We start from the raw sequence: 20,127 nt of genomic DNA on the forward strand, positions 1-20,127 counted from the left end.
GGCTCACGCGAGCGTTGCGATCATGCGGCGGTCAGGCCGCGACGACCTCGATGTTGACCTTGGCGGCAACCTCGGGGTGCAGACGCACGGACGTCTCGTGGGCGCCCAGGGTCTTGATCGGAGCGCCCAGCTCGATGCGGCGCTTGTCGACCTCGGGGCCACCGGAAGCCTTGATCGCGGACGCGATGTCAGCCGGGGTGACGGAACCGAAGAGACGGCCGGCGTCGCCGGAGCGGACGGCCAGGCGGACCTTGACGCCCTCGAGCTGGGCCTTGACCTGGTTGGCCTGCTCGATGGTCTGGATCTCGTGGATCTTACGGGCGCGGCGGATCTGCTCGACGTCCTTCTCGCCACCCTTGGTCCAGCGGATAGCGAACTTCCGCGGGATCAGGTAGTTGCGAGCGTAACCGTCCTTGACGTCGACGACGTCGCCCGCGGCACCGAGGCCGGAGACCTCGTGGGTGAGGATGATCTTCATGAGTCGGTCACCCTTCCCTTATCGCGCGGTGGAGGTGTAGGGCAGCAGCGCCATCTCACGGCTGTTCTTGACGGCCGTGGCGACGTCACGCTGGTGCTGCGTGCAGTTGCCGGTCACGCGGCGGGCACGGATCTTGCCGCGGTCGGAAATGAACTTCCGCAGCATGTTCGTGTCCTTGTAGTCCACGTACGTGACCTTGTCCTTGCAGAAAGCGCAGACCTTCTTCTTCGGCTTGCGCACAGGCGGCTTCGCCATGGTGATTCTCCTGTGTGATCAAGAAGTGGGGGTACGACCCACCCTCGGCCCGGACCGGCCCGGAAGGCCTGGCCCGAAGGCTTAGAAGGGGGGCTCGTCCGAGTAGCCGCCACCGCCGCCGGAGCCGGAGCCGCCGCCCCAGCCGCCGCCTCCCTGGTTGCCGCCACCGGCGGGAGCGCCGGTGGCCCAGGGGTCGTCGGCCGGAGCTCCGCCGCCCTGACCGCCGCCGGGGCCACCGCCCCAGCCGCCGCCCTGGCCGCCACCGCCACCGCTGTAACCGCCCTGGCCACCGCGGCCACCGCCACCGGCGGTCTTGGTGACCTTGGCCGTGGCGTTGCGCAGGCTGGGGCCGACCTCGTCGACGTCCAGCTCGTAGACCGTGCGCTTGACGCCCTCGCGGTCCTCATAGGACCTCTGCTTCAGCCGGCCCTGCACGATGACGCGCATGCCTCGCTGGAGCGACTCGGCGACGTTCTCCGCCGCCTGACGCCAGACCGAGCAGGTCAGGAAGAGGCTTTCGCCGTCCTTCCACTCGTTCGTCTGACGGTCGAAGGTGCGGGGAGTGGACGCGACGCGGAACTTCGCGACCGCCGCACCGGACGGGGTGAAGCGCAGCTCGGGGTCGTCGACAAGATTGCCGATGACCGTGATGACGGTCTCGCCTGCCATGGGGGAACCTCTCGGCGGGTTTGCTGCTCTGGCTGCTTGGTTGCTGCTACTCGAATCCCGGGATCAGCTGAGCGCGGGGCTCAGTGGGTCTCGGGGCGGAGGACCTTGGTCCGCAGGACCGACTCGTTCAGGTTCATCTGGCGGTCGAGCTCCTTGACGACCGCAGGCTCGGCCTGCAGGTCGATGACCGAGTAGATGCCCTCGGGCTTCTTCTTGATCTCGTAGGCGAGACGACGACGGCCCCAGGTGTCGACCTTCTCGACCTTGCCGCCACCGTCACGGACGACGGACAGGAAGTTTTCGATCAGCGGGGAGACCGCACGCTCCTCGACATCGGGGTCGAGGATGACCATCACCTCGTAGTGACGCATGTGGAACCCACCTCCTTTGGACTCAGCGGCCACGGTCGTTCCGTGGCAGGAGGGTTGTGATGCGTACGCAACGGTATCGACCGCCACTGACAATCGAGTCTCCTCGGGGGAGCCGGTCAGTGTGACCCGTACAGGTCTGGGCAGACACCGGTGCAGACGGTACAGACTACCCGCACACCCGCTTCCGGTTGAAATCCGGCCGCCGGGACGGACAATCTGTACACAACGGGTGTGTGCGGCGCTACGATGCGCCGCCTTCCGCAGGAGGTGCCCATGACACAGGCATTGCAACCCAACACCGCCGGCTCCCTCTTCGCCTCGGACGGCAAGCCTCATCCGCTGCAGGACGCCCTGATGGCGGTGACGCTCGTCCTGGGTGTGCTGTCCTTCATCACGGCCTTCTTCCACAGCCTCCACCTGCTGACGTCGTGGGCGGGCCTGGCGGCGCTGTGCACCGGCGTGTACGGACAGTGGATCTCGGTGACGACACGGGAGCGGTTCGGCCTGATCCTGGGCCTCGGTGCCGCGGGGGTCGGCTTCCTCATCGGCATGGCGCACGGGGGTCTGTTCGGCGGTGTCGTCGGCTGACTCCCCGGGGCGAAGGCCCGTATGCCCAGTCGGGGCGCTCGCGAGGCGCAGTAGGCTTCGGCGCGAGAGCCGGAGCCCCTGAACCCATGGGGACACACCAGCCCGAGGAGCGCCCCGAATGACCCTGACCCTGAGGACCATCAGTCGCGAGCAGCATCTGGCCTTCATCCAGAGCCTGCCGGCGGCGAGCCACATGCAGGTCCCGGCCTGGGCCGATGTCAAGGCGGAGTGGCGCTCGGAGAACCTCGGCTGGTTCGACAAGAGCGGCCACATGGTCGGCGTGGGCCTGGTCCTCTACCGCCAGCTGCCCAAGATCAAGCGCTACCTCGCCTACCTCCCCGAGGGCCCGGTCATCAACTGGTACGCGCCGAACCTGGACGACTGGATCCAGCCCATGCTGGCGCACCTGAAGCAGCAGGGTGCCTTCTCCGTGAAGATGGGCCCGCCCGTGATCATCCGCCGCTGGAACGCGGACACGATCAAGCGGGGCATCCAGGACCCGGACGTCAAGCGGCTGCGCGATCTGCAGGCAGACTTCATCGAGCCGCGCGCCTTCGAGGTGGCCGACAAGCTGCGCCGCATGGGCTGGCAGCAGGGGGAGGACGGCGGCGCCGGCTTCGGCGACGTGCAGCCCCGCTACGTCTACCAGGTGCCGCTGGCCAACCGCTCCCTGGAAGAGGTCCACAAGAACTTCAACCAGCTGTGGCGCCGCAACATCAAGAAGGCCGAGAAGGCTGGTGTCGAGGTCGTCCAGGGCGGCTACCAGGACCTGCCCGAGTGGCAGCGGCTGTACGAGATCACGGCCGTCCGCGACCAGTTCCGGCCGCGCCCGCTGTCGTACTTCCAGCGCATGTGGACCGCCCTCAACACCGAGGACCCCAACCGCATGCGGCTGTACTTCGCGCGCCACAACGGCGTGAACCTCTCCGCGGCGACGATGCTGATCGTCGGCGGGCACGTCTGGTACTCCTACGGCGCCTCCGACAACATCGGACGCGAGGTGCGGCCGTCGAACGCGATGCAGTGGCGGATGCTGCGCGACGCCTACGCGATGGGTGCCACCGTCTACGACCTCCGAGGCATCTCCGACTCGCTGGACGAGACCGACCACCTCTTCGGCCTGATCCAGTTCAAGGTGGGTACCGGCGGCCAGGCCGCCGAGTACCTCGGCGAATGGGACTTCCCGCTGAACAAGCTGCTCCACAAGGCGCTCGACATCTACATGTCGCGCCGCTGAGCCGCGCGGGCGTTTGATTCCATAGCCTTCACAGTTCTCCCCTCTCAGATCCACCGCAGCCACGAGAAAGGTCCCGGGTCCGGCCATGGCGCTCACGCTCTACGTCGACACCGCGCGCTGGCGGGCGCACCACAAGCACGTGCAGGAGCAGTTCCCAGGACTCGTCCCGGTCTGCAAGGGCAACGGCTACGGCTTCGGACACGAACGGCTGTCGGAGGAGGCCACACGGCTCGGTGCCGACCTGCTGGCCGTCGGCACGACGTACGAGGCCGCGCGCATCAAGGACTTCTTCGGCGGCGACCTGCTGGTGCTGACGCCGTACCGGCGCGGCGAGGAGCCCGTGCCGCTGCCCGACCGGGTCGTCCGCTCGGTGTCCTCCGTCGACGGGGTCTACGGTCTCGTGGGCGCCCGTGTCGTCATCGAGGTGATGTCCTCGATGAAGCGGCACGGTGTCAGCGAGCACGACCTGCCGCAGCTGCACCAGGCCATAGAGAACGTCCGGCTGGAGGGCTTCGCCATCCATCTGCCGCTGGACCGCACCGACGGCTCGGACGCCGTCGAGGAGGTCATCGGCTGGATGGACCGGCTGCGCGCGGCGCGGCTGCCGCTGCACACGATGTTCGTCAGCCACCTCAAGGCGGAGGACCTGATCCGCCTCCAGCAGCAGTTCCCGCAGACCCGGTTCCGCGCCCGTATCGGCACGCGGCTGTGGCTCGGGGACCACGACGCCACCGAGTACCGCGGCGCGGTCCTGGACGTCACGCGCGTGGCGAAGGGTGACCGGTTCGGCTACCGCCAGCAGAAGGCGGCCTCCGACGGCTATCTGGTGGTCGTGGCGGGCGGTACCTCGCACGGCGTGGGCCTGGAGGCCCCGAAGGCCCTGCACGGCGTCATGCCGCGCGCCAAGGGCGTCGCCCGGGCCGGACTGGCCACGGTCAACCGGAACCTCTCCCCGTTCGTCTGGGGCGGCAAGCAGCGCTGGTTCGCCGAGCCGCCGCACATGCAGGTGTCGATCCTCTTCGTGCCCTCGGACGCTCCCGAGCCGCAGGTCGGCGACGAGCTGGTGGCCCACCTGCGGCACACCACGACCCAGTTCGACCGCATCGTGGACCGCTGAGGCGGGTCACCACAGCGGGAAGGCCGTATCCGGGGTGCCGGATACGGCCTTCTGTGCGCGTGCCCCACGCCGTCGGGGCGTGCGCCGGTCTCAGAGCGCGCGGTCGTCGGGGGACGGGGTTCCGGGGCGGCCCCAGTCCACCGGAGGTGCCCCGAGCCGGTCGGCATGCGCCGGCGGGCCGGCCGGCGCTCCGAGCGCGAACACGTCCGCCGCGCCGTCGAGCACCCCGCCCGAGGGATCGTCGTCCCCGGAGCGGCGCACCACGTCCCGCTCCGGCATGAGGATGTCCCGTACGACGACGGCACACAGGTACAGCGTGCCCAGCAGGTGCACCACGATCGCCCAGTGGTAGCCCTGGGTCGGCAGCCCCTTGTGGGCGTCTCCGCTGGTCGTGTAGGCGAGGTACATCCAGATGCCCAGGAAGTAGGCCACCTCGCACGCCTGCCAGATCAGGAAGTCCCGCCACTTGGGCCGGGCGAGGACCGCCAGCGGCACCAGCCACAGGACGTACTGCGGCGAGTAGACCTTGTTGGTGAGGACGAAGGCGGCCACCATCAGGAAGGCGAGCTGGGCGAAGCGTGGCCGGCGCGGTGCGGTGAACGCCAGAGCGGCGATGCCGAGGAAGCACACCACCACCAGCACGGTGGCCGCGTTGTTCACGAAGGCGGTGGTGGGCGGGTCGCTGGAGTTCTGCGCCCAGATCAGCCAGAAGGAACCGAAGTCGACGCCGCGCTCCTTGCTGAAGGTGTAGAACTTCGCCCACCCCTCGCGGATGTGGAAGCCCGTCGCGTCGTGCGTGAGCATCACGGGCAGGTTCACCACGAGCCAGGCGCCCACCGCGCCGGCCAGGGCCTGGAAGAACGCGCGCCATTTCCCGGCCCGCCAGCACAGCACCAGCAGCGGGCCGAGCAGCAGGAAGGGATACAGCTTGGCGGCCGTGGCAAGGCCCAGGAGGACGCCGAAGGCCAGGGCCCGGCCGCGCGCCCACATCAGCATCGCGGCGGCCGTCAGCGCCACCGCGAGCAGGTCCCAGTTGATGGTCGCGGTCAGGGCGAAGGCGGGTGCCAGGGCGACCAGCAGGGCGTCCCAGGGACGCCGGCGATGGGTGCGGGCCACGCACACGGCGATGACGGCGGCGCACACCATCAGCATCCCGGCGTTGACGAACCAGTACCACCGCTCCTGGTGCTGGATGGAGCCGCTGTGCGGGGTCAGCCAGGAGGCCACCTCCATGAACAGGCCGGTGAGCACCGGGTATTCGAGGTAGTCCATGTCGCCGGGCAGCTTGTCGAAGTACGGCACGAGATCGTCGGCGAAGCCGCGGCCCTGGTAGAGGTGCGGGATGTCCGAGTAGCAGGCGTGTGTGTACTGGCTGCTCGCGCCGAAGAACCAGGCGCTGTTGTAGCAGGGCGCCTTCTGGACCAGGCCGAGAGCGAACAGGCCGATCGCCACGAGTGCCACGACCCGCACCGGGGTCCACCAGGAGGTGCCCAGCAGGGCGCGCCGCCCCAGGGGTCCGCCGATCAGCTCACTGCCGGCGGCGGCGACCTCGTCCTCCCTGGTCGGCTGTACCGGTTCTGCCACGGCGGACCGCACGGACTCGGGCTCGTGCGGGCTCGCGGGCGTCGTCTCTGCACTGGGCATGGGGCACATCCTGCCGTACCCGCCCGGGAAGCCGTACCCGTCCGGGAATACGCCACGGGCCGCCGCACCGCGGGGGTGCGACGGCCCGTGTTTCACGTGAAACGATCCTGGCGGCCCATACCGCGCCAACCGGCCCGAACCGGACTAGCCCTCCTGGCCGGCGAAGAAGCCTCCGCCGTCGCCGCCGTTGCCGTTGCCATTGCCCCGGGTGTTCCCGGTCCCGGTGGTCTCCGTGCCCGAGGGCGTCGGAATGGTGCCTCCGTCGGTGCCGCCCGTGTCCGTGCCGCCGATGCCGCCTCCGTTGCCGCCACCACCGTTGCCGTTTCCGTTTCCGTTGTCGTCGCAGTTGTCGCCCCACCCGAAGTCGCAGGTCTCGCTCGCCGAGGGAGACGGCGTGGGCGTCGTCTTGCTCGGGGTCGGGGTCGGCGTCGGGGTCGGCGTCGGGGTCGGCGTGGGGGTGAAGCTCGGCGTCGGCGAGGGGGCGCCCGCCTGGTCCTGGACCGTGCCGATCTCGGTGGCCTTCGGGAAGCCCGGGTCGTTCTTGCCCTTGAGCGCGGCCTTCATGTACTCGGTCCACACCAGCGTCGGGATGTCACCGCCGTGGATGGAATCCGTGTTCGCCGTGCCGTTCATGGAGAGCAGCTTGTGGTCCTTGGGGTTCTCGCGGAACATCGCCACCGAGGTCGACAGCTGCTGGGTGTAGCCGACGAACCAGGCCGACTTGTTCTCGTCGGTGGTGCCGGTCTTGCCCGCCGCCGTCCGGCCGAGAGCCTTGGCGTTCTTGCCGGTGCCGTTCTGGATGACGTTCTCCAGGACGTCCGTGATGTTGTTGGCGATGTTGGAGTCCAGCGCCTGCGTGGGCTTCGGCTTCGGCTTGACAAAGCTGGGCGCGTCGGTGCCGTTCAGCTTGACGGCGGTCACGGAGTACGGCTCCGTCTGCTTGCCGGACGCGGCGAAGGTCGCGTAGGCATCGGCCATGCGGATCGCACTGGGCGTGGACGTGCCGATGGCGAAGGACGGGTTGAGGTCCTGCGACATGCTCTGGGGGAGGATGCCGGTCCGCTTGGCGACGTCCCGGACCTTGGTCATCCCCACGTCGACACCGAGCTGCACGAAGGGCGTGTTGATGGACTGCTCCATCGCCTTGCGCAGGGTGATGTAGCCCCAGGGACGCGGACCCTCGTTGTTCTGGTAGAAGTAGGAGTTGTCCTTGTTGAGGTAGTACGTCCCGTCCGGCTTGCGGACCTTGAGGTGGTCGTTGCCGTTGTACTTGCTCAGCGGGGAGACGCCCTGCCCGCCGGACTTGTACGTGCCGTACTCCATGGCGGCGGCGAGCACGAAGGGCTTCCAGGTCGAACCCACGGGGACACCGGAGGTGTCCGCGTTGTTGGTGAAGTGACCGTTCTCGTAGCCGTCGCCGCCGTACAGCGCGACAATCGCGCCGTCCTTGGGCTTCACCGAGGCCGCGCCGAACTGGACGTACTTGTCCAGCTCCCGGTGCTCGGGGTCGAGGCGGTCCTTCTGGACGCTCTTCACGGCCTTGGCCAGCGCGCTGACCTTGTCCTTCTCGAAGGTCGTGTAGATCTGGTAGCCGCCCCTGTCGAACTGCGCCTCCGTGATGTCGGAGTGGGCGATGACGTACTTCTTCGCCGTGTCGACCAGATAGCTGACCTGGCCGGTCATGCCCCTGGTCGCCTTGCGGCCGTCGGGCTTGGGGTACTGGGCGATGGCTTCCTTGTACTGGGCGTCGCCGAGGTGCTTGTCCTTGTGCATCTCGCCGAGGATCCAGGCCCAGCGTTCCCTGGAGCGCTTCTCGTTGGCCTGCGGGGTCGCCGTCTTGTCGAGGTCCTGGTTGCCCGCGGGGTCGTAGTACGTCGGGCCCTTGAGCAGCGCGGCGAGGACGGCGCACTCGCTCGGCTTGAGGTCGACCGCGTTCTTGCCGTAGTAGGTCTGCGCCGCGGCCTGGATGCCGTACGCGCCCCGTCCGAAGTACGAGGTGTTCAGGTAGCCCTGCAGGATCTGGTCCTTGTCGAGCTTCGTGCCCACCTTTATGGAGATGAACATCTCCTTGAACTTGCGGGTGACGGTCTGTTCCTGGCTCAGGTACGTGTTCTTCACGTACTGCTGGGTGATCGTCGAGCCACCCTGCGTCTGGCCGCCCCGGGCCATGTTGGCCATGGCGCGCGCGATGCCCATGGGGTCGACGCCGGAGTCGTCGTAGAACGACTTGTTCTCGGCGGAGATCACCGCGTACCGCATCGCCTCGGGAATCTGGTCGATGCTGACGTTCTGCCGGTTGACGCCGGTGCCCGTGGCCACCATCTGGGTGCCGTCGGCCCAGTAGTAGACGTTGTTCTGCGACTTGGCCGCGTCGTTCTCGTTCGGGATCGACACCATCGCGTAGCCGACGCCGACCATCACCACCAGGCCGCCGACGAAGCCGATGAACAGCCCGCTGACCAGCTTCCAGGACGGCACCCAGCGCCGCCAGCCATCCTTGCCGGCCCGGGGGTAGTCGATGAACCGCTTCTTGCCGGGCGCCGTCGTCGCCCGGCCCCTGCCGCGTCCGGGGCCGGTCGCCCCGCCCGGACCGCCGCGCCGGCCGCCGGGGCCCGTGTTCTCGGCGCCACGGCGCCGGCCGCCTCGCTGCGCCGCGCGGCGTGCCTCGGCACGGCCGCCGTAGGCGCGGTCCTCACCACCCGGCCCCATGGGTTCCGACTCATAGGAATGGGACCCATAGGAGTCGGCAGGAGACCCGGTGGCGCCTCGCGGTGCCGCCCGGCGGCCGGAGGACGAGCCGGACTGGCCGCGTCGGGCCGCGGCACGTCCGCCTCCCTGCGGCTGCGGCGGTTTGCGACGGTGCTCGCTCATCGAACGATTACTCCTCGGGCAGGCGCACCCGTGCGCGCCTGGAACGGCGGCTGGTTTCCGGTCCCCCCGGAGTACGGATGTGGTCGGTTCCGCATTCACCCGTACCGCACCGGGGACGTGGACGCTCCCCAGGCGTCACGCGGTTCCCGGTGGTGTCCATGCCGCACAGACTACGCACCGCCGAAACCCGCCGGGCCCCGAAGTTCACCCCAAAACAGGCAACTTGCCTCCTGCGAATCGGTGATGTGATCCCGTTCACCGCCGTCCCCCTTGTCGCATGTGACGGGTCGTTCTATCGTCATGATGTATCGAACCGATACATCAGCGCGAGATAAGACGCTGACAGGCACTGTGAGACCTGCGGGACCGACCCGCGGGCCGGGAGGAGGCGACGATGAGCCGGCGCTCCGGCATCCTCGAGTTCGCCGTGCTCGGCCTGCTGCGGGAGTCCCCGATGCACGGCTACGAGCTGCGCAAACGGCTGAACACGTCGCTGGGTGTGTTCCGAGCGTTCAGCTACGGGACGCTCTACCCCTGCCTCAAGGCGCTGGTCGCCAGCGGCTGGCTGGTCGAGGAGCCCGGGAACACCCATGAGGACGCCCTCGCCGCTCCCCTCGCCGGACGCCGCGCCAAGATCGTTTACCGGCTGACGGCGGAAGGCAAGGAGCACTTCGAGGAGCTGCTCTCGCAGACCGGCCCCGACGCCTACGAGGACGAGCACTTCGCCGCACGGTTCGCCTTCTTCGGGCAGACCTCGCGCGATGTGCGCATGCGCGTCCTGGAGGGCCGGCGCAGTCGCCTGGAGGAGCGCCTGGAGAAGATGCGCGCCTCGCTCGCGCGTACCCGGGAGCGCCTCGACGACTACACGCTTGAGCTCCAGCGCCACGGAATGGAGTCCGTGGAGCGCGAAGTGCGCTGGCTGAACGAGCTCATCGAGAGCGAGCGGGCCGGGCGGGACCTGAGGGGTTCCGCGTCCGGGGGGCCCGCTCAGCAGGACACCACCACTGGATCGACGGGCGGCCTGCCCCGTCGCGGGGAGGCTCCCCGCACGGATACGCCCGAAGACACCGCCACGTGAGACCCAGTCAGGGCCTCACTCGTACACACAGGGAGCAACCGGAATGGGTTCGGTTCGCGTAGCCATCGTCGGCGTGGGCAACTGCGCCGCGTCGCTGGTGCAGGGAGTCGAGTACTACAAGGACGCCGACCCGGCGTCCAAGGTCCCCGGCCTGATGCACGTGCAGTTCGGTGACTACCACGTGCGCGACGTCGAGTTCGTCGCGGCGTTCGACGTCGACGCCAAGAAGGTCGGTCTGGACCTGGCGGACGCCATCGGCGCCTCCGAGAACAACACCATCAAGATCTGCGACGTGCCCAGCACCGGTGTCACGGTCCAGCGCGGCCACACCCTCGACGGCCTCGGCAAGTACTACCGCGAGACCATCGAGGAGTCCGCCGAGGAGCCGGTCGACATCGTCCAGGTCCTGAAGGACAAGCAGGTCGACGTCCTGGTCTGCTACCTGCCCGTGGGCTCCGAGGACGCGGCGAAGTTCTACGCCCAGTGCGCCATCGACGCCAAGGTCGCCTTCGTCAACGCCCTCCCGGTCTTCATCGCCGGCACCAAGGAGTGGGCGGACAAGTTCACCGAGGCGGGCGTCCCGATCGTCGGTGACGACATCAAGTCCCAGGTCGGCGCCACCATCACGCACCGCGTCATGGCGAAGCTGTTCGAGGACCGCGGTGTCATCCTCGACCGCACGATGCAGCTGAACGTCGGCGGCAACATGGACTTCAAGAACATGCTCGAGCGCGAGCGCCTGGAGTCCAAGAAGATCTCCAAGACGCAGGCCGTCACCTCCCAGATCCCCGACCGGGACCTCGGCGAGAAGAACGTCCACATCGGCCCGTCCGACTACGTGGCCTGGCTGGACGACCGCAAGTGGGCCTACGTCCGCCTGGAGGGCCGTGCCTTCGGTGACGTCCCGCTGAACCTGGAGTACAAGCTCGAGGTCTGGGACTCCCCGAACTCCGCCGGTGTCATCATCGACGCCCTGCGCGCCGCGAAGATCGCCAAGGACCGCGGCATCGGTGGCCCGATCCTGTCGGCCTCCTCGTACTTCATGAAGTCCCCGCCGGTCCAGTACTTCGACGACGAGGCCCGCGAGAACGTCGAGAAGTTCATCCGCGGCGAGGTCGAGCGCTGAGGCGCTGAGAACCGCTCGCACGAAACGCTCCTGCCAGGGCTGTGAAGGTCCCCGGGTCCGCCGACCCGGGGATCTTCCGCATATGTGAGGCTGTCGGCCATGCCCGTCGTCCGTGACCTGCGTCTGCTGTGGAGCCTGCGGCACTTCCGGCGCCTGCTGTGCGTCCGCCTCCTCTCCCAGGGCGCCGACGGGGTCTACCAGGTCGCGCTCGCCGCTTACGTCGTCTTCTCCCCGGAGAAACAGGCCTCGGCCGCCGCCATCGCCTCCGCCATGGCCGTCCTGCTGCTCCCCTACTCCCTGGTCGGCCCCTTCGCCGGTGTCCTGCTGGACCGCTGGCGGCGCCGGCAGGTCTTCGTGTACGGCAATCTGCTGCGGGCCCTGCTGGCGGCGGTCACCGCCGTGCTGATCACCGGCCACGCACCCGACTGGCTGTTCTACGCCTCCGCGCTGTGCGTCACGGCCGTCAACCGCTTCGTGCTCGCCGGGCTCTCCGCCGCCCTGCCCCGGGTCGTCGACGCCGAGCGCCTGGTGATCGCCAACTCGCTCTCCCCGACGGCCGGCACTCTCGCCGCGACCGCGGGAGGGGCCCTGGCTTTGGGCGTGCGGGTGGTGGCGTCCGGTTCCGACGCGGCGGTGGTGCTGTGCGGCGCCCTGCTGTACCTGGGCGCGAGCCTCGCGTCCCTGCGCCTGGCCCCCGGTCTCCTCGGCCCCGACCGGCGCCCGGCCCGTCCCCGTCTCGGGGCGGCGCTGGCCGAGACGGCACGTGAGCTGGCGGCGGCCATCCGGCACCTGGCCGCACCCCGGCGCCGGGAGGCGGCCTGGGCCCTGGCCGCGATGACACTGATGCGCTTCTGCTACGGAGCACTCCTCGTCCTGCTGCTCATGCTCTGCCGCTACGCCCTGGCCGACGCCCCAGGGGAGGGGCTGCGGCTGCTGGGAGCGGCGCTGGCGCTGTCCGGCGCCGGGTTCTTCGCGGCGGCCGTGGTGACGCCCTGGGCGGCGGGACGGCTGGGCCCTCACCGCTGGATCGTGGTGTGCTCCGCCGCGGCCATGGTGCTGGAACCCGCACTGGGGCTTCCGTTCGCCACCGTTCCCCTCATGGTCGCCGCCTTCGTCCTGGGCCTGATCACCCAGGGGGCCAAGATCGCCACGGACACGATCGTCCAGGGGTGCGTGGAGGACGGCTTCCGGGGCCGGGTCTTCTCCGTGTACGACGTCCTCTTCAACGTCGCGTTCGTCGGCGCGGCGGGGGTGGCGGCTCTCATGCTTCCGCCGGACGGCCGCTCGGCGGCGCTGGTGGTGCTCGTCGCCGTCGTCTACGGAGCGGTCGCCGTGACCCTCTTCCGCATCCGGTATCGATGAGCCGACGGGCCGCGCCAGGACAGACCGAGGGCCGATGTTTCACGTGAAACATCGGCCCTCGGTGTCGCCGTCCCGCGATGTTTCACGTGAAACATCGCCGAGCCCGGCTCAGTCCTGTGCGGCCCACCACTCCTTGAGCGCGGCCACCGCGGCGTCGTGCTCCATCGGGCCGTTCTCCAGGCGCAGCTCCAGCATGTGCTTGTACGCCTGGCCGACGGCCGGGCCCGGGCCGACCCCCAGGATCTCCATGATCTGGTTGCCGTCGAGGTCGGGACGGATCGCGTCCAGCTCCTCCTGCTCCTTCAGCTGGTCGATCCGCTGCTCCAGGCCGTCGTAGGCCCGGGACAGCGCCACCGCCTTCCGCTTGTTGCGCGTGGTGCAGTCGGAGCGGGTCAGCTTGTGCAGACGGTCCAGCAGCGGGCCCGCGTCACGGACGTAGCGGCGGACCGCCGAGTCCGTCCACTCCCCGGTGCCGTAGCCGTGGAACCGCAGATGAAGTTCGACCAGCCGTGAGACGTCCTTCACCAGCTCGTTGGAGTACTTCAAGGCGGTCATGCGCTTCTTGGTCATCTTCGCGCCGACCACCTCGTGGTGGTGGAAGGAGACCCGGCCGTCGTTCTCGAAGCGGCGGGTGCGCGGCTTGCCGATGTCGTGCAGCAGCGCGGCCAGCCGGAGAGTGAGATCCGGGCCGTCCTCCTCCAGCGCCATCGCCTGCTCCAGCACGATCAGCGTGTGCTCGTAGACGTCCTTGTGCCGGTGGTGCTCGTCGCTCTCCAGGCGCAGGGCCGGCAGCTCCGGCAGGACGTACTCGGCGATACCGGTGTCGACGAGCAGCGTCAGCCCCTTGCGCGGGTACGCGGAGAGAAGAAGCTTGTTCAGCTCGTCCCGGACCCGCTCCGCCGAGACGATCTCGATCCGCCCGGCCATCTCCGTCATGGCGGTGACGACCTCGGGAGCCACCGTGAAGTCCAGCTGGGCGGCGAACCGCGCGGCCCGCATCATGCGCAGGGGATCGTCCGAGAACGACTCCTCGGGCGTGCCCGGCGTCCTCAGCACCCGCGCGGCGAGGTCCTCCAGACCGCCGTGCGGATCGATGAACGTTTTCTCCGGCAGCGCCACGGCCATCGCGTTGACCGTGAAGTCGCGGCGGACCAGGTCCCCCTCGATGGAGTCGCCGTACGACACCTCCGGCTTGCGCGAGGTGCGGTCGTAGGCCTCCGACCGGTAGGTGGTGATCTCGATCTGGTAGCCGCCCTTGTGCGCGCCGACCGTGCCGAAGGCGATTCCCACCTCCCAGACGGCGTCCGCCCAGGGACGGACGATCTTCAGCACGTCCCCGGGGCGGGCGTCGGTGGTGAAGTCCAGGTCGTTGCCGAGCCGGCCGAGCAGCGCGTCACGAACGGATCCGCCGACCAGGGCGAGCGAGAACCCGGCTTCCTGGAATCGGCGGGCGAGATCGTCGGCGACGGGGGCCACCCGCAGCAGCTCGGCGACCGCGCGCTGCTGCGCCTGGCTCAGGGCGGAGGGAGTGTCTTCGTTGGGGTTCGGCACAACAGAAGAGGGTACGTGCCCCGCGCGCCGGGGCGGTGTGACCGGCCATGGTCATCGGCCCGCAGGTGCCCCGGAGCGCCCCGCCGAGGCGTCGGGACAGCTCTCGGCATACCCGTCGCAAGCGCTCTTCTTGCGGCGTACGGCCGCTCTCCCCTCGATACTGGATATAGAGGACGGGTCACGACCGCTGGGCGATCTTGTGAAGGAGACCGCGGCACTTCCCTTCAGCGCGCATCGTTACCATGCGTGGACGCACATTCCGACGACCACTGACGACGAGGGACGGGCGAGCGCGTGGCCGAGGCGGCTGACTTCCAGGGGACCAGTGCCTCACCTGCCCGCCGGTGGCTGCGGCGCGCCGGAGCACTGCTCACCGGGGCGCCCCTGCTGGCCGGGTTGCTCCAGCTGCCCGCCGCCGCGCCCGCGCAGGCCGCCTCCTCCGGCACGGTGTCCGTCTCCCTGGACTCGCTCAGCCCCAGCGCCCCCACGGACGGCGACACGCTGACCGTGTCCGGCACGGTGACCAACAACGGCAGGCAGGCCGTCACCGACGCCCACGTGGGTCTCCAGGTGGGCCCCCGGCTGACCACCCGCTCCGGCATCGACTCCGTCGCCCGCCACTCCGACGATCCGCAGGGCGGCACCGGGTCCGAGGTCGGCGACAAGTACGAGGAAGAGTTCGACAAGCTGGCCCCGGGTGTCGCCGAGCACTTCAGCATCTCCGTCCCCGTCGACAAGCTCGGCCTCGAGGACGAAGGCGTCTACGAGTTCGGGGTCGCGCTCTCCGGCGAGACCTCCGCCCGGCCCTGGCCCCAGGTGCTCGGCATCCGGCGGACCTTCCTGCCGTGGCAGCCGTCGGACGCCGACACCAAGACCAAAACGACGTTCCTGTGGCCTCTGATCTCCACGGTCCACATGACGGCCAAGACCGGCGCGGGCGACCTGCAGACGCCGGAATTCCTCGACGACGACCTGGCCGAGGATCTCGCACCCGGCGGCCGGCTGGCCCAGATGGTGGACCTGGGCAAGGATCTCGACGTCACCTGGGTGGTCGATCCGGACCTGCTGGCCTCGGTCGACGCGATGGCCGTGGGCAATTACCGGCTCCAGGGCGCCGACGGCGCCAGCACGCCCGGCCCGCGGGAGCACCAGGCGGTCGCCAAGCAGTGGCTGGCCGCCCTCCAGAAGGCGGTGGCCGGCAAGGAGGTCGTCGCGCTGCCCTTCGCCGACCCCGACCTGGCCTCGCTCGCCCACAACGGCACCAGCGTCACCGGTTCGCTCAGTCACCTCAAAGACGCCACCGACGTCGCCGCCACCACCGTCAAGACCGTGCTGCACGTCACACCGAGCACCGACTTCGCCTGGCCGGTCGAGGGCGCGGTGGACCGCTCGATCATGAAGGTCGCGACCTCCGCCGGAGCCGATCGGGTGATCGCCCGCAGCGACAGCCTCCAGGAGACCGGCGGGCTGCCGTACACGCCGTCCGCCGCCCGCCCGGTCGGCTCGGGCACCACGGCCGTGGTCGCCGACACCCGGCTGTCCACGGCGTTTGAGGACGATCTGACGAAGGCCGGCGCGGCCACCCTGGCCGTGCAGCGGTTCCTGGCCCAGAGCCTGGAGCTGAACACGCAGACCGACAAGCAGCGCAGCATCCTCGTCGCCCCGCAGCGCATGCCCACGGCGAGCCAGGCCCAGGCGATGGCGGCGGCGGTGGAGGCGCTCCAGGGCGGCGCCTGGTCCCAGCCCCAGGACCTCACCGCGACCTCCAAGGACAAGCCCGACCCGGGCGCCACCACGCGCATCCCGCCGACGTCCGCCTACCCCTCCTCGCTGCGCCGGCAGGAGCTGCCGCGCACGGCCTTCGAGCAGATCGCCCGCACCCAGGGCACGCTGGACAACTTCCGTGTGGTCCTCAGCGACCAGTCCCGCGTCGTCACCCCGTTCGGACGGGCCATAAACCGGGACATGTCCACGTCCTGGCGGAGTCACCGAAGCGCGGCGGGAAGCTACCGCGACGGCGTGAAGACATGGCTCGACGACCTGGCCGACGAGGTCAAGCTGATCGACAAGTCCGAGACCAAGCTGTCGGGCCGCAGCGCCACCATCCCGGTGACCGTCCAGAACAACCTGGTCCAGCCCGTCGGCCACCTGGTGCTGCGCCTGGAGTCGACCATGCCGACCCGTCTGAAGATCGGCGGCAAGGCCTACGACGAACAGCCCGTGGAGATCTCCGGCGGGCACAGCCAGTCGGTGAAGTTCACCACCTCGGCCAACGCCAACGGCCGGGTCACGGTCATCGCCCAGCTGTACACCGAGGACGGCGAGGCCTACGGCGCCCCCGTCACCTTCGACGTGAAGGTCACCGAGGTCACGCCCACCGTGATGCTGGTCATCGGCGGCGGCGTCCTGCTCCTCGTCCTCGCCGGTTTCCGGATGTACACGCAGCGCAAGCGCGCCGCCTCCCGGCAGCCCGAGGACGACGGCCCCGACGCGGCACCGCAGGACCCCGAGGAGCCCGGGAACCCCGGGGCACCCGGAGGCCGTCTCCCCGAAGAGTCCGACCCCTCCGGGGCAGACGACCCGGAGCAGCCGAGTGACCCTGCGCCGGACACCGCACCGGAAAGCACCGACCCGTCCGGGACGGGTGAGAGAGTGGACCGTTGAGCGATGTCGTGGCCGGTGGGCCCGGGACGATGAGGTGGGGTAAGCATGAACGCGCCGTACGACGGTGACCGCGGCCAGGGCGCGGCCGGCTCGGGCTACCCCGATCCGCCGCCCGAGCCCGGCCAGGTGCCGCCGCAGCACGCGGCGGACATGTATCTCCAGGACGCCTACGAACAGGACCCCTACCGGGCGCACGACCTGGCCGCCCAGGACCCGGTCGCCGAGGCGCTCTACGACCGCGCCGCGCACCCGCCGCCGCCTCCGGGCTCGTACGACCCGCAGCAGCAGCCGTACGCACCGCCCGCCCAGTCGCCCTACGCCCCCGACCCGCGCGTGTGGGCGCAGCCGCCAGCGCCGGAGCCGGGAGCCGCCGCCACCCAGTACCTGCCGTACGGCGAGGACCCGCGCACGACCCAGTTCGTGGGGGTCGACGACCTGGTCACGCACTCCGGCGAGGAGTACCACGAGCCGGACGCCTTCGCGCACCTCTTCAAGGACCAGCAGCACAGCGGCGGACACGCGCCAATGGACCCGGCTGCCGGCCCGCAGCAGTACGGACAGAGCCCGCAGCCGGGGCACGCGTACCCCGGCGGCTACCCGGACGGGCCTTCCGCGCCCGGATTCCCGGCGCAGCCCCCGGGGTCCGCGCCGGCCGCCACCGCGGACCCCGGCTCCCTCCAGGCCGAGGTCCCCGCGACCGTCGACGCTCCCGCCGTCGTGGCCCCCGCGGCACCCACGAAGAAGGGCGGGAAGGCCGCCGGACTGCTGAAGTCCAGCGCCGTCATGGCGGCGGGCACGATGGTGTCCCGTCTGACCGGTTTCATCCGTTCCGCGCTGATCGCCGCCGCGCTCGGCCTCGGCTTCCTCGCGGACTCCTTCCAGGTGGCCTACCAGCTGCCGACGATGATCTACATCCTCACCGTCGGCGGCGGACTGAACTCCGTCTTCGTGCCGCAGCTCGTGCGCTCCATGAAGGAGGACGAGGACGGCGGCGAGGCCTTCGCCAACCGGCTGCTGACCCTGGTGATGGTCGCGCTCGCCGCGCTGACCGGTCTCGCGATGTTCGCCGCGCCGCTGCTGGTGCGGTTGCTGGCCAACCCCGTGGCCAGCGACCCGGCGGCCAACGAGGTCGCGGTCACCTTCACCCGTTACTTCCTGCCCTCGATCTTCTTCATGGGCATCCACGTGGTGATGGGTCAGATCCTGAACGCGCGCGGGAAGTTCGGCGCGATGATGTGGACCCCGGTCCTGAACAACATCGTCATCATCGTGACGCTCGGCATGTTCATCTGGGTCTACGGCACCGCCGCCAACTCGCACATGGACGTCACCAGCATCCCGCCGGAGGGCCAGCGGCTGCTCGGTGTCGGTGTGCTGCTGGGCCTGGTCGTCCAGGCCCTGGCGATGATCCCCTACCTGCGCGAGACCGGCTTCCGGATCCGGCTGCGCTTCGACTGGCGAGGCCACGGCCTGGGCAAGGCCGCGATGCTCGCCAAGTGGACGGTCCTGTTCGTCCTCGCCAACCAGGCGGGCGCCATGGTGGTGACCCAGCTGTCGACCGCCGCCGGTTCGGACTCCGACGTCAAGGGCACCGGCTTCGCCGCCTACGCCAACGCCCAGCTGATCTGGGGCCTGCCGCAGGCGATCATCACCGTGTCCCTGATGGCCGCGCTGCTGCCGCGTCTCGCGCGCTCGGCGTCCGAGGGCGACGCGGGCGCCGTCCGCGACGACATCTCCCAGGGCCTGCGCACCACGGCGGTGGCCATCGTGCCGATCGCGTTCGGGTTCCTCTCGCTCGGCGTCCCGATGTGCACGCTGATCTTCGGTTCCGCCGGCACCGGCGCGGCCACCAACATGGGCTACATGCTGATGGCCTTCGGCCTCGGCCTGATCCCGTACTCCGTGCAGTACGTCGTCCTGCGCGCCTTCTACGCGTACGAGGACACCCGCACCCCCTTCTACAACACGGTCATCGTGGCCGCGGTCAACGCCGGCGCCTCGGCGCTCTGCTACTTCCTGCTGCCGGCGCGCTGGGCGGTCGCCGGCATGGCCGCCGCCTACGGTCTCGCCTATGCCATCGGGGTGGGCATCGCCTGGCGCCGGCTGCGCAAGCGGCTGGGCGGGGACCTGGACGGGGCCCGGGTGCTGCGCACGTACGCGCGCCTGGGTATCGCCTCGGTGCCGGCCGCCCTGCTCAGCGGCGCGGCCTGCTACGGCGTCGGGCACACCCTGGGCCTGGGCGTCGTCGGCTCCTTCGCCGCGCTGATCGCGGGCGGTGCCGTACTGTTCGGCGTCTTCTTCGTCGCCGCCCGCCGGATGCGCATCGAGGAACTCAACTCGCTCGTCGGAATGGTGCGGGGACGTCTGGGGCGCTGAGGCAGGGGTAGGCGCACAACCATCGTCCGTCGCCGTGTGTCGTGCATAGCGGCCGACTGTGGGCACAATTGGTTTCGGCGTCGGACAGCGTGCAACGGATGGGGAGGCAGGGACGACGGTGGCGGAACGGAGTACAGCTGCCGTCGACGTGGCAGACAACAGCGGTGAGCAGCCGCTGACCGCCAAGGCGGACCAGTCCACGGCCGACGGGGTGGACACGAACCCGGAGCAGGACACGGACAGCGACGAGGCACAGGGAAGCGGCGGTACCGAGGGCCCCGGACGGAAGGCCTCCCCTCTGGAGTTGCACAGCGGTCACAAGCTCGCCAGGCGCTACCGGCTGGAGGAGTGCGTCACCCGTCTGGACGGATTCAGCAGTTGGCGTGCGGTCGACGAGAAACTCCGCCGCGCCGTCGGTGTCCACGTCCTGCCCGCCAGCCACGCCCGGGCCCGCTCCGTCCTCGCCGCCGCCCGTTCCTCCGCGCTCCTCGGTGACCCGCGTTTCGTCCAGGTCCTCGACGCCGTCGAGGAGAACGACCTCGTCTACGTCGTCCACGAGTGGCTGCCCGACGCCATCGAGCTGTCCACCCTCCTCGCCGGCGGTCCGCTGGAGCCGCACGACGCCTACCAGATGGTCAGTCAGGTCGCGGCGCGGGCGTGCGTGACCCCCCGGGCCCTGGCCGAGGCGGGCCACGCGGCCCACCGCGTCGCGGGCGACCGGGCGCACCTGGTGGGCGGCC

16 protein-coding genes are annotated in these 20,127 nt (G+C 69.9%); 9 read left to right on the forward strand and 7 right to left on the reverse strand.

Annotated elements, in window-relative coordinates; genetic code table 11:
* Window positions 1-31 precede the first annotated feature (31 nt).
* The 4 genes from rplI to rpsF all read right to left on the reverse strand — a co-directional run bounded on the left by rplI (window position 32) and on the right by rpsF (window position 1,773).
* A complete protein-coding gene (gene rplI, locus ACZ4W9_RS28650) occupies window positions 32-478 on the reverse strand; it encodes a 50S ribosomal protein L9 (protein WP_030938854.1) in 447 nt (148 codons plus the stop codon).
* Between the two features lie 18 nt (window positions 479-496).
* Window positions 497-733: a 30S ribosomal protein S18 gene (gene rpsR / locus ACZ4W9_RS28655; RefSeq protein WP_003949403.1), complete on the reverse strand. Its 237-nt coding sequence runs from the start codon at window positions 731-733 to the stop codon at window positions 497-499.
* An 81-nt stretch (window positions 734-814) separates the two neighbouring features.
* Window positions 815-1,402, reverse strand: a complete 588-nt coding sequence (locus ACZ4W9_RS28660; RefSeq protein WP_467940610.1) for a single-stranded DNA-binding protein — start codon at window positions 1,400-1,402, stop codon at window positions 815-817.
* Window positions 1,403-1,482: 80 nt separating this feature from the next.
* Window positions 1,483-1,773 (reverse strand): 30S ribosomal protein S6, encoded by a 291-nt coding sequence (rpsF, locus tag ACZ4W9_RS28665; RefSeq protein WP_003991486.1) that lies wholly within the window; start codon window positions 1,771-1,773, stop codon window positions 1,483-1,485.
* Between the two features lie 273 nt (window positions 1,774-2,046).
* Here rpsF and ACZ4W9_RS28670 point away from each other — a divergent pair, with 273 nt between their 5' ends.
* The 3 genes from ACZ4W9_RS28670 (at window position 2,047) to ACZ4W9_RS28680 (ending at window position 4,715) form a co-directional block, all read left to right on the forward strand.
* Window positions 2,047-2,361 carry a hypothetical protein gene (locus ACZ4W9_RS28670; protein WP_467940612.1) on the forward strand — a complete coding sequence of 105 codons (315 nt, stop codon included), beginning with the start codon at window positions 2,047-2,049 and terminating at the stop codon, window positions 2,359-2,361.
* A gap of 118 nt (window positions 2,362-2,479) precedes the next feature.
* Window positions 2,480-3,598 carry a lipid II:glycine glycyltransferase FemX gene (locus tag ACZ4W9_RS28675; RefSeq protein WP_467940614.1) on the forward strand — a complete coding sequence of 373 codons (1,119 nt, stop codon included), beginning with the start codon at window positions 2,480-2,482 and terminating at the stop codon, window positions 3,596-3,598.
* 85 nt (window positions 3,599-3,683) lie between these two features.
* Window positions 3,684-4,715 (forward strand): alanine racemase, encoded by a 1,032-nt coding sequence (locus tag ACZ4W9_RS28680; protein ID WP_318202481.1) that lies wholly within the window; start codon window positions 3,684-3,686, stop codon window positions 4,713-4,715.
* A gap of 90 nt (window positions 4,716-4,805) precedes the next feature.
* On the opposite strand, the gene ACZ4W9_RS28685 is transcribed toward ACZ4W9_RS28680, so the two are convergent.
* Together ACZ4W9_RS28685 and ACZ4W9_RS28690 are read right to left on the reverse strand one after the other, a co-directional pair.
* Entirely contained in the window at window positions 4,806-6,359 is a 1,554-nt protein-coding gene (locus tag ACZ4W9_RS28685; protein WP_467940616.1) for a glycosyltransferase family 87 protein, read from the reverse strand.
* Between the two features lie 144 nt (window positions 6,360-6,503).
* A complete protein-coding gene (locus ACZ4W9_RS28690; protein ID WP_467940618.1) occupies window positions 6,504-9,230 on the reverse strand; it encodes a transglycosylase domain-containing protein in 2,727 nt (908 codons plus the stop codon).
* Window positions 9,231-9,624: 394 nt separating this feature from the next.
* Here ACZ4W9_RS28690 and ACZ4W9_RS28695 point away from each other — a divergent pair, with 394 nt between their 5' ends.
* The 3 genes from ACZ4W9_RS28695 to ACZ4W9_RS28705 all read left to right on the forward strand — a co-directional run bounded on the left by ACZ4W9_RS28695 (window position 9,625) and on the right by ACZ4W9_RS28705 (window position 12,796).
* On the forward strand, window positions 9,625-10,308 hold the full coding sequence (locus ACZ4W9_RS28695) for a PadR family transcriptional regulator (RefSeq protein WP_467940620.1): 684 nt from the start codon (window positions 9,625-9,627) through the stop codon (window positions 10,306-10,308).
* A 43-nt stretch (window positions 10,309-10,351) separates the two neighbouring features.
* A complete protein-coding gene (locus tag ACZ4W9_RS28700; RefSeq protein WP_397953839.1) occupies window positions 10,352-11,434 on the forward strand; it encodes an inositol-3-phosphate synthase in 1,083 nt (360 codons plus the stop codon).
* 99 nt (window positions 11,435-11,533) lie between these two features.
* The gene (locus tag ACZ4W9_RS28705) at window positions 11,534-12,796 is read left to right on the forward strand and encodes an MFS transporter (protein WP_467940622.1); all 1,263 of its coding nucleotides are present in this window, start codon (window positions 11,534-11,536) and stop codon (window positions 12,794-12,796) included.
* A gap of 108 nt (window positions 12,797-12,904) precedes the next feature.
* Here the strand turns inward: ACZ4W9_RS28705 and ACZ4W9_RS28710 are convergent, their stop codons facing one another.
* Window positions 12,905-14,347: a CCA tRNA nucleotidyltransferase gene (locus ACZ4W9_RS28710; protein ID WP_467940624.1), complete on the reverse strand. Its 1,443-nt coding sequence runs from the start codon at window positions 14,345-14,347 to the stop codon at window positions 12,905-12,907.
* Between the two features lie 294 nt (window positions 14,348-14,641).
* Here ACZ4W9_RS28710 and ACZ4W9_RS28715 point away from each other — a divergent pair, with 294 nt between their 5' ends.
* The 3 genes from ACZ4W9_RS28715 to ACZ4W9_RS28725 form a co-directional block, all read left to right on the forward strand.
* Window positions 14,642-17,011 (forward strand): DUF6049 family protein, encoded by a 2,370-nt coding sequence (locus tag ACZ4W9_RS28715; RefSeq protein WP_467940626.1) that lies wholly within the window; start codon window positions 14,642-14,644, stop codon window positions 17,009-17,011.
* Window positions 17,012-17,056: 45 nt separating this feature from the next.
* Window positions 17,057-19,387: a murein biosynthesis integral membrane protein MurJ gene (gene murJ / locus ACZ4W9_RS28720; RefSeq protein ID WP_467940628.1), complete on the forward strand. Its 2,331-nt coding sequence runs from the start codon at window positions 17,057-17,059 to the stop codon at window positions 19,385-19,387.
* Between the two features lie 118 nt (window positions 19,388-19,505).
* On the forward strand, window positions 19,506-20,127 hold a 622-nt coding region (locus tag ACZ4W9_RS28725; RefSeq protein WP_467940630.1), incomplete at its 3' end, for a protein kinase family protein.

The sequence above is a fragment of the Streptomyces sp. NPDC029296 genome, from assembly GCF_055569255.1.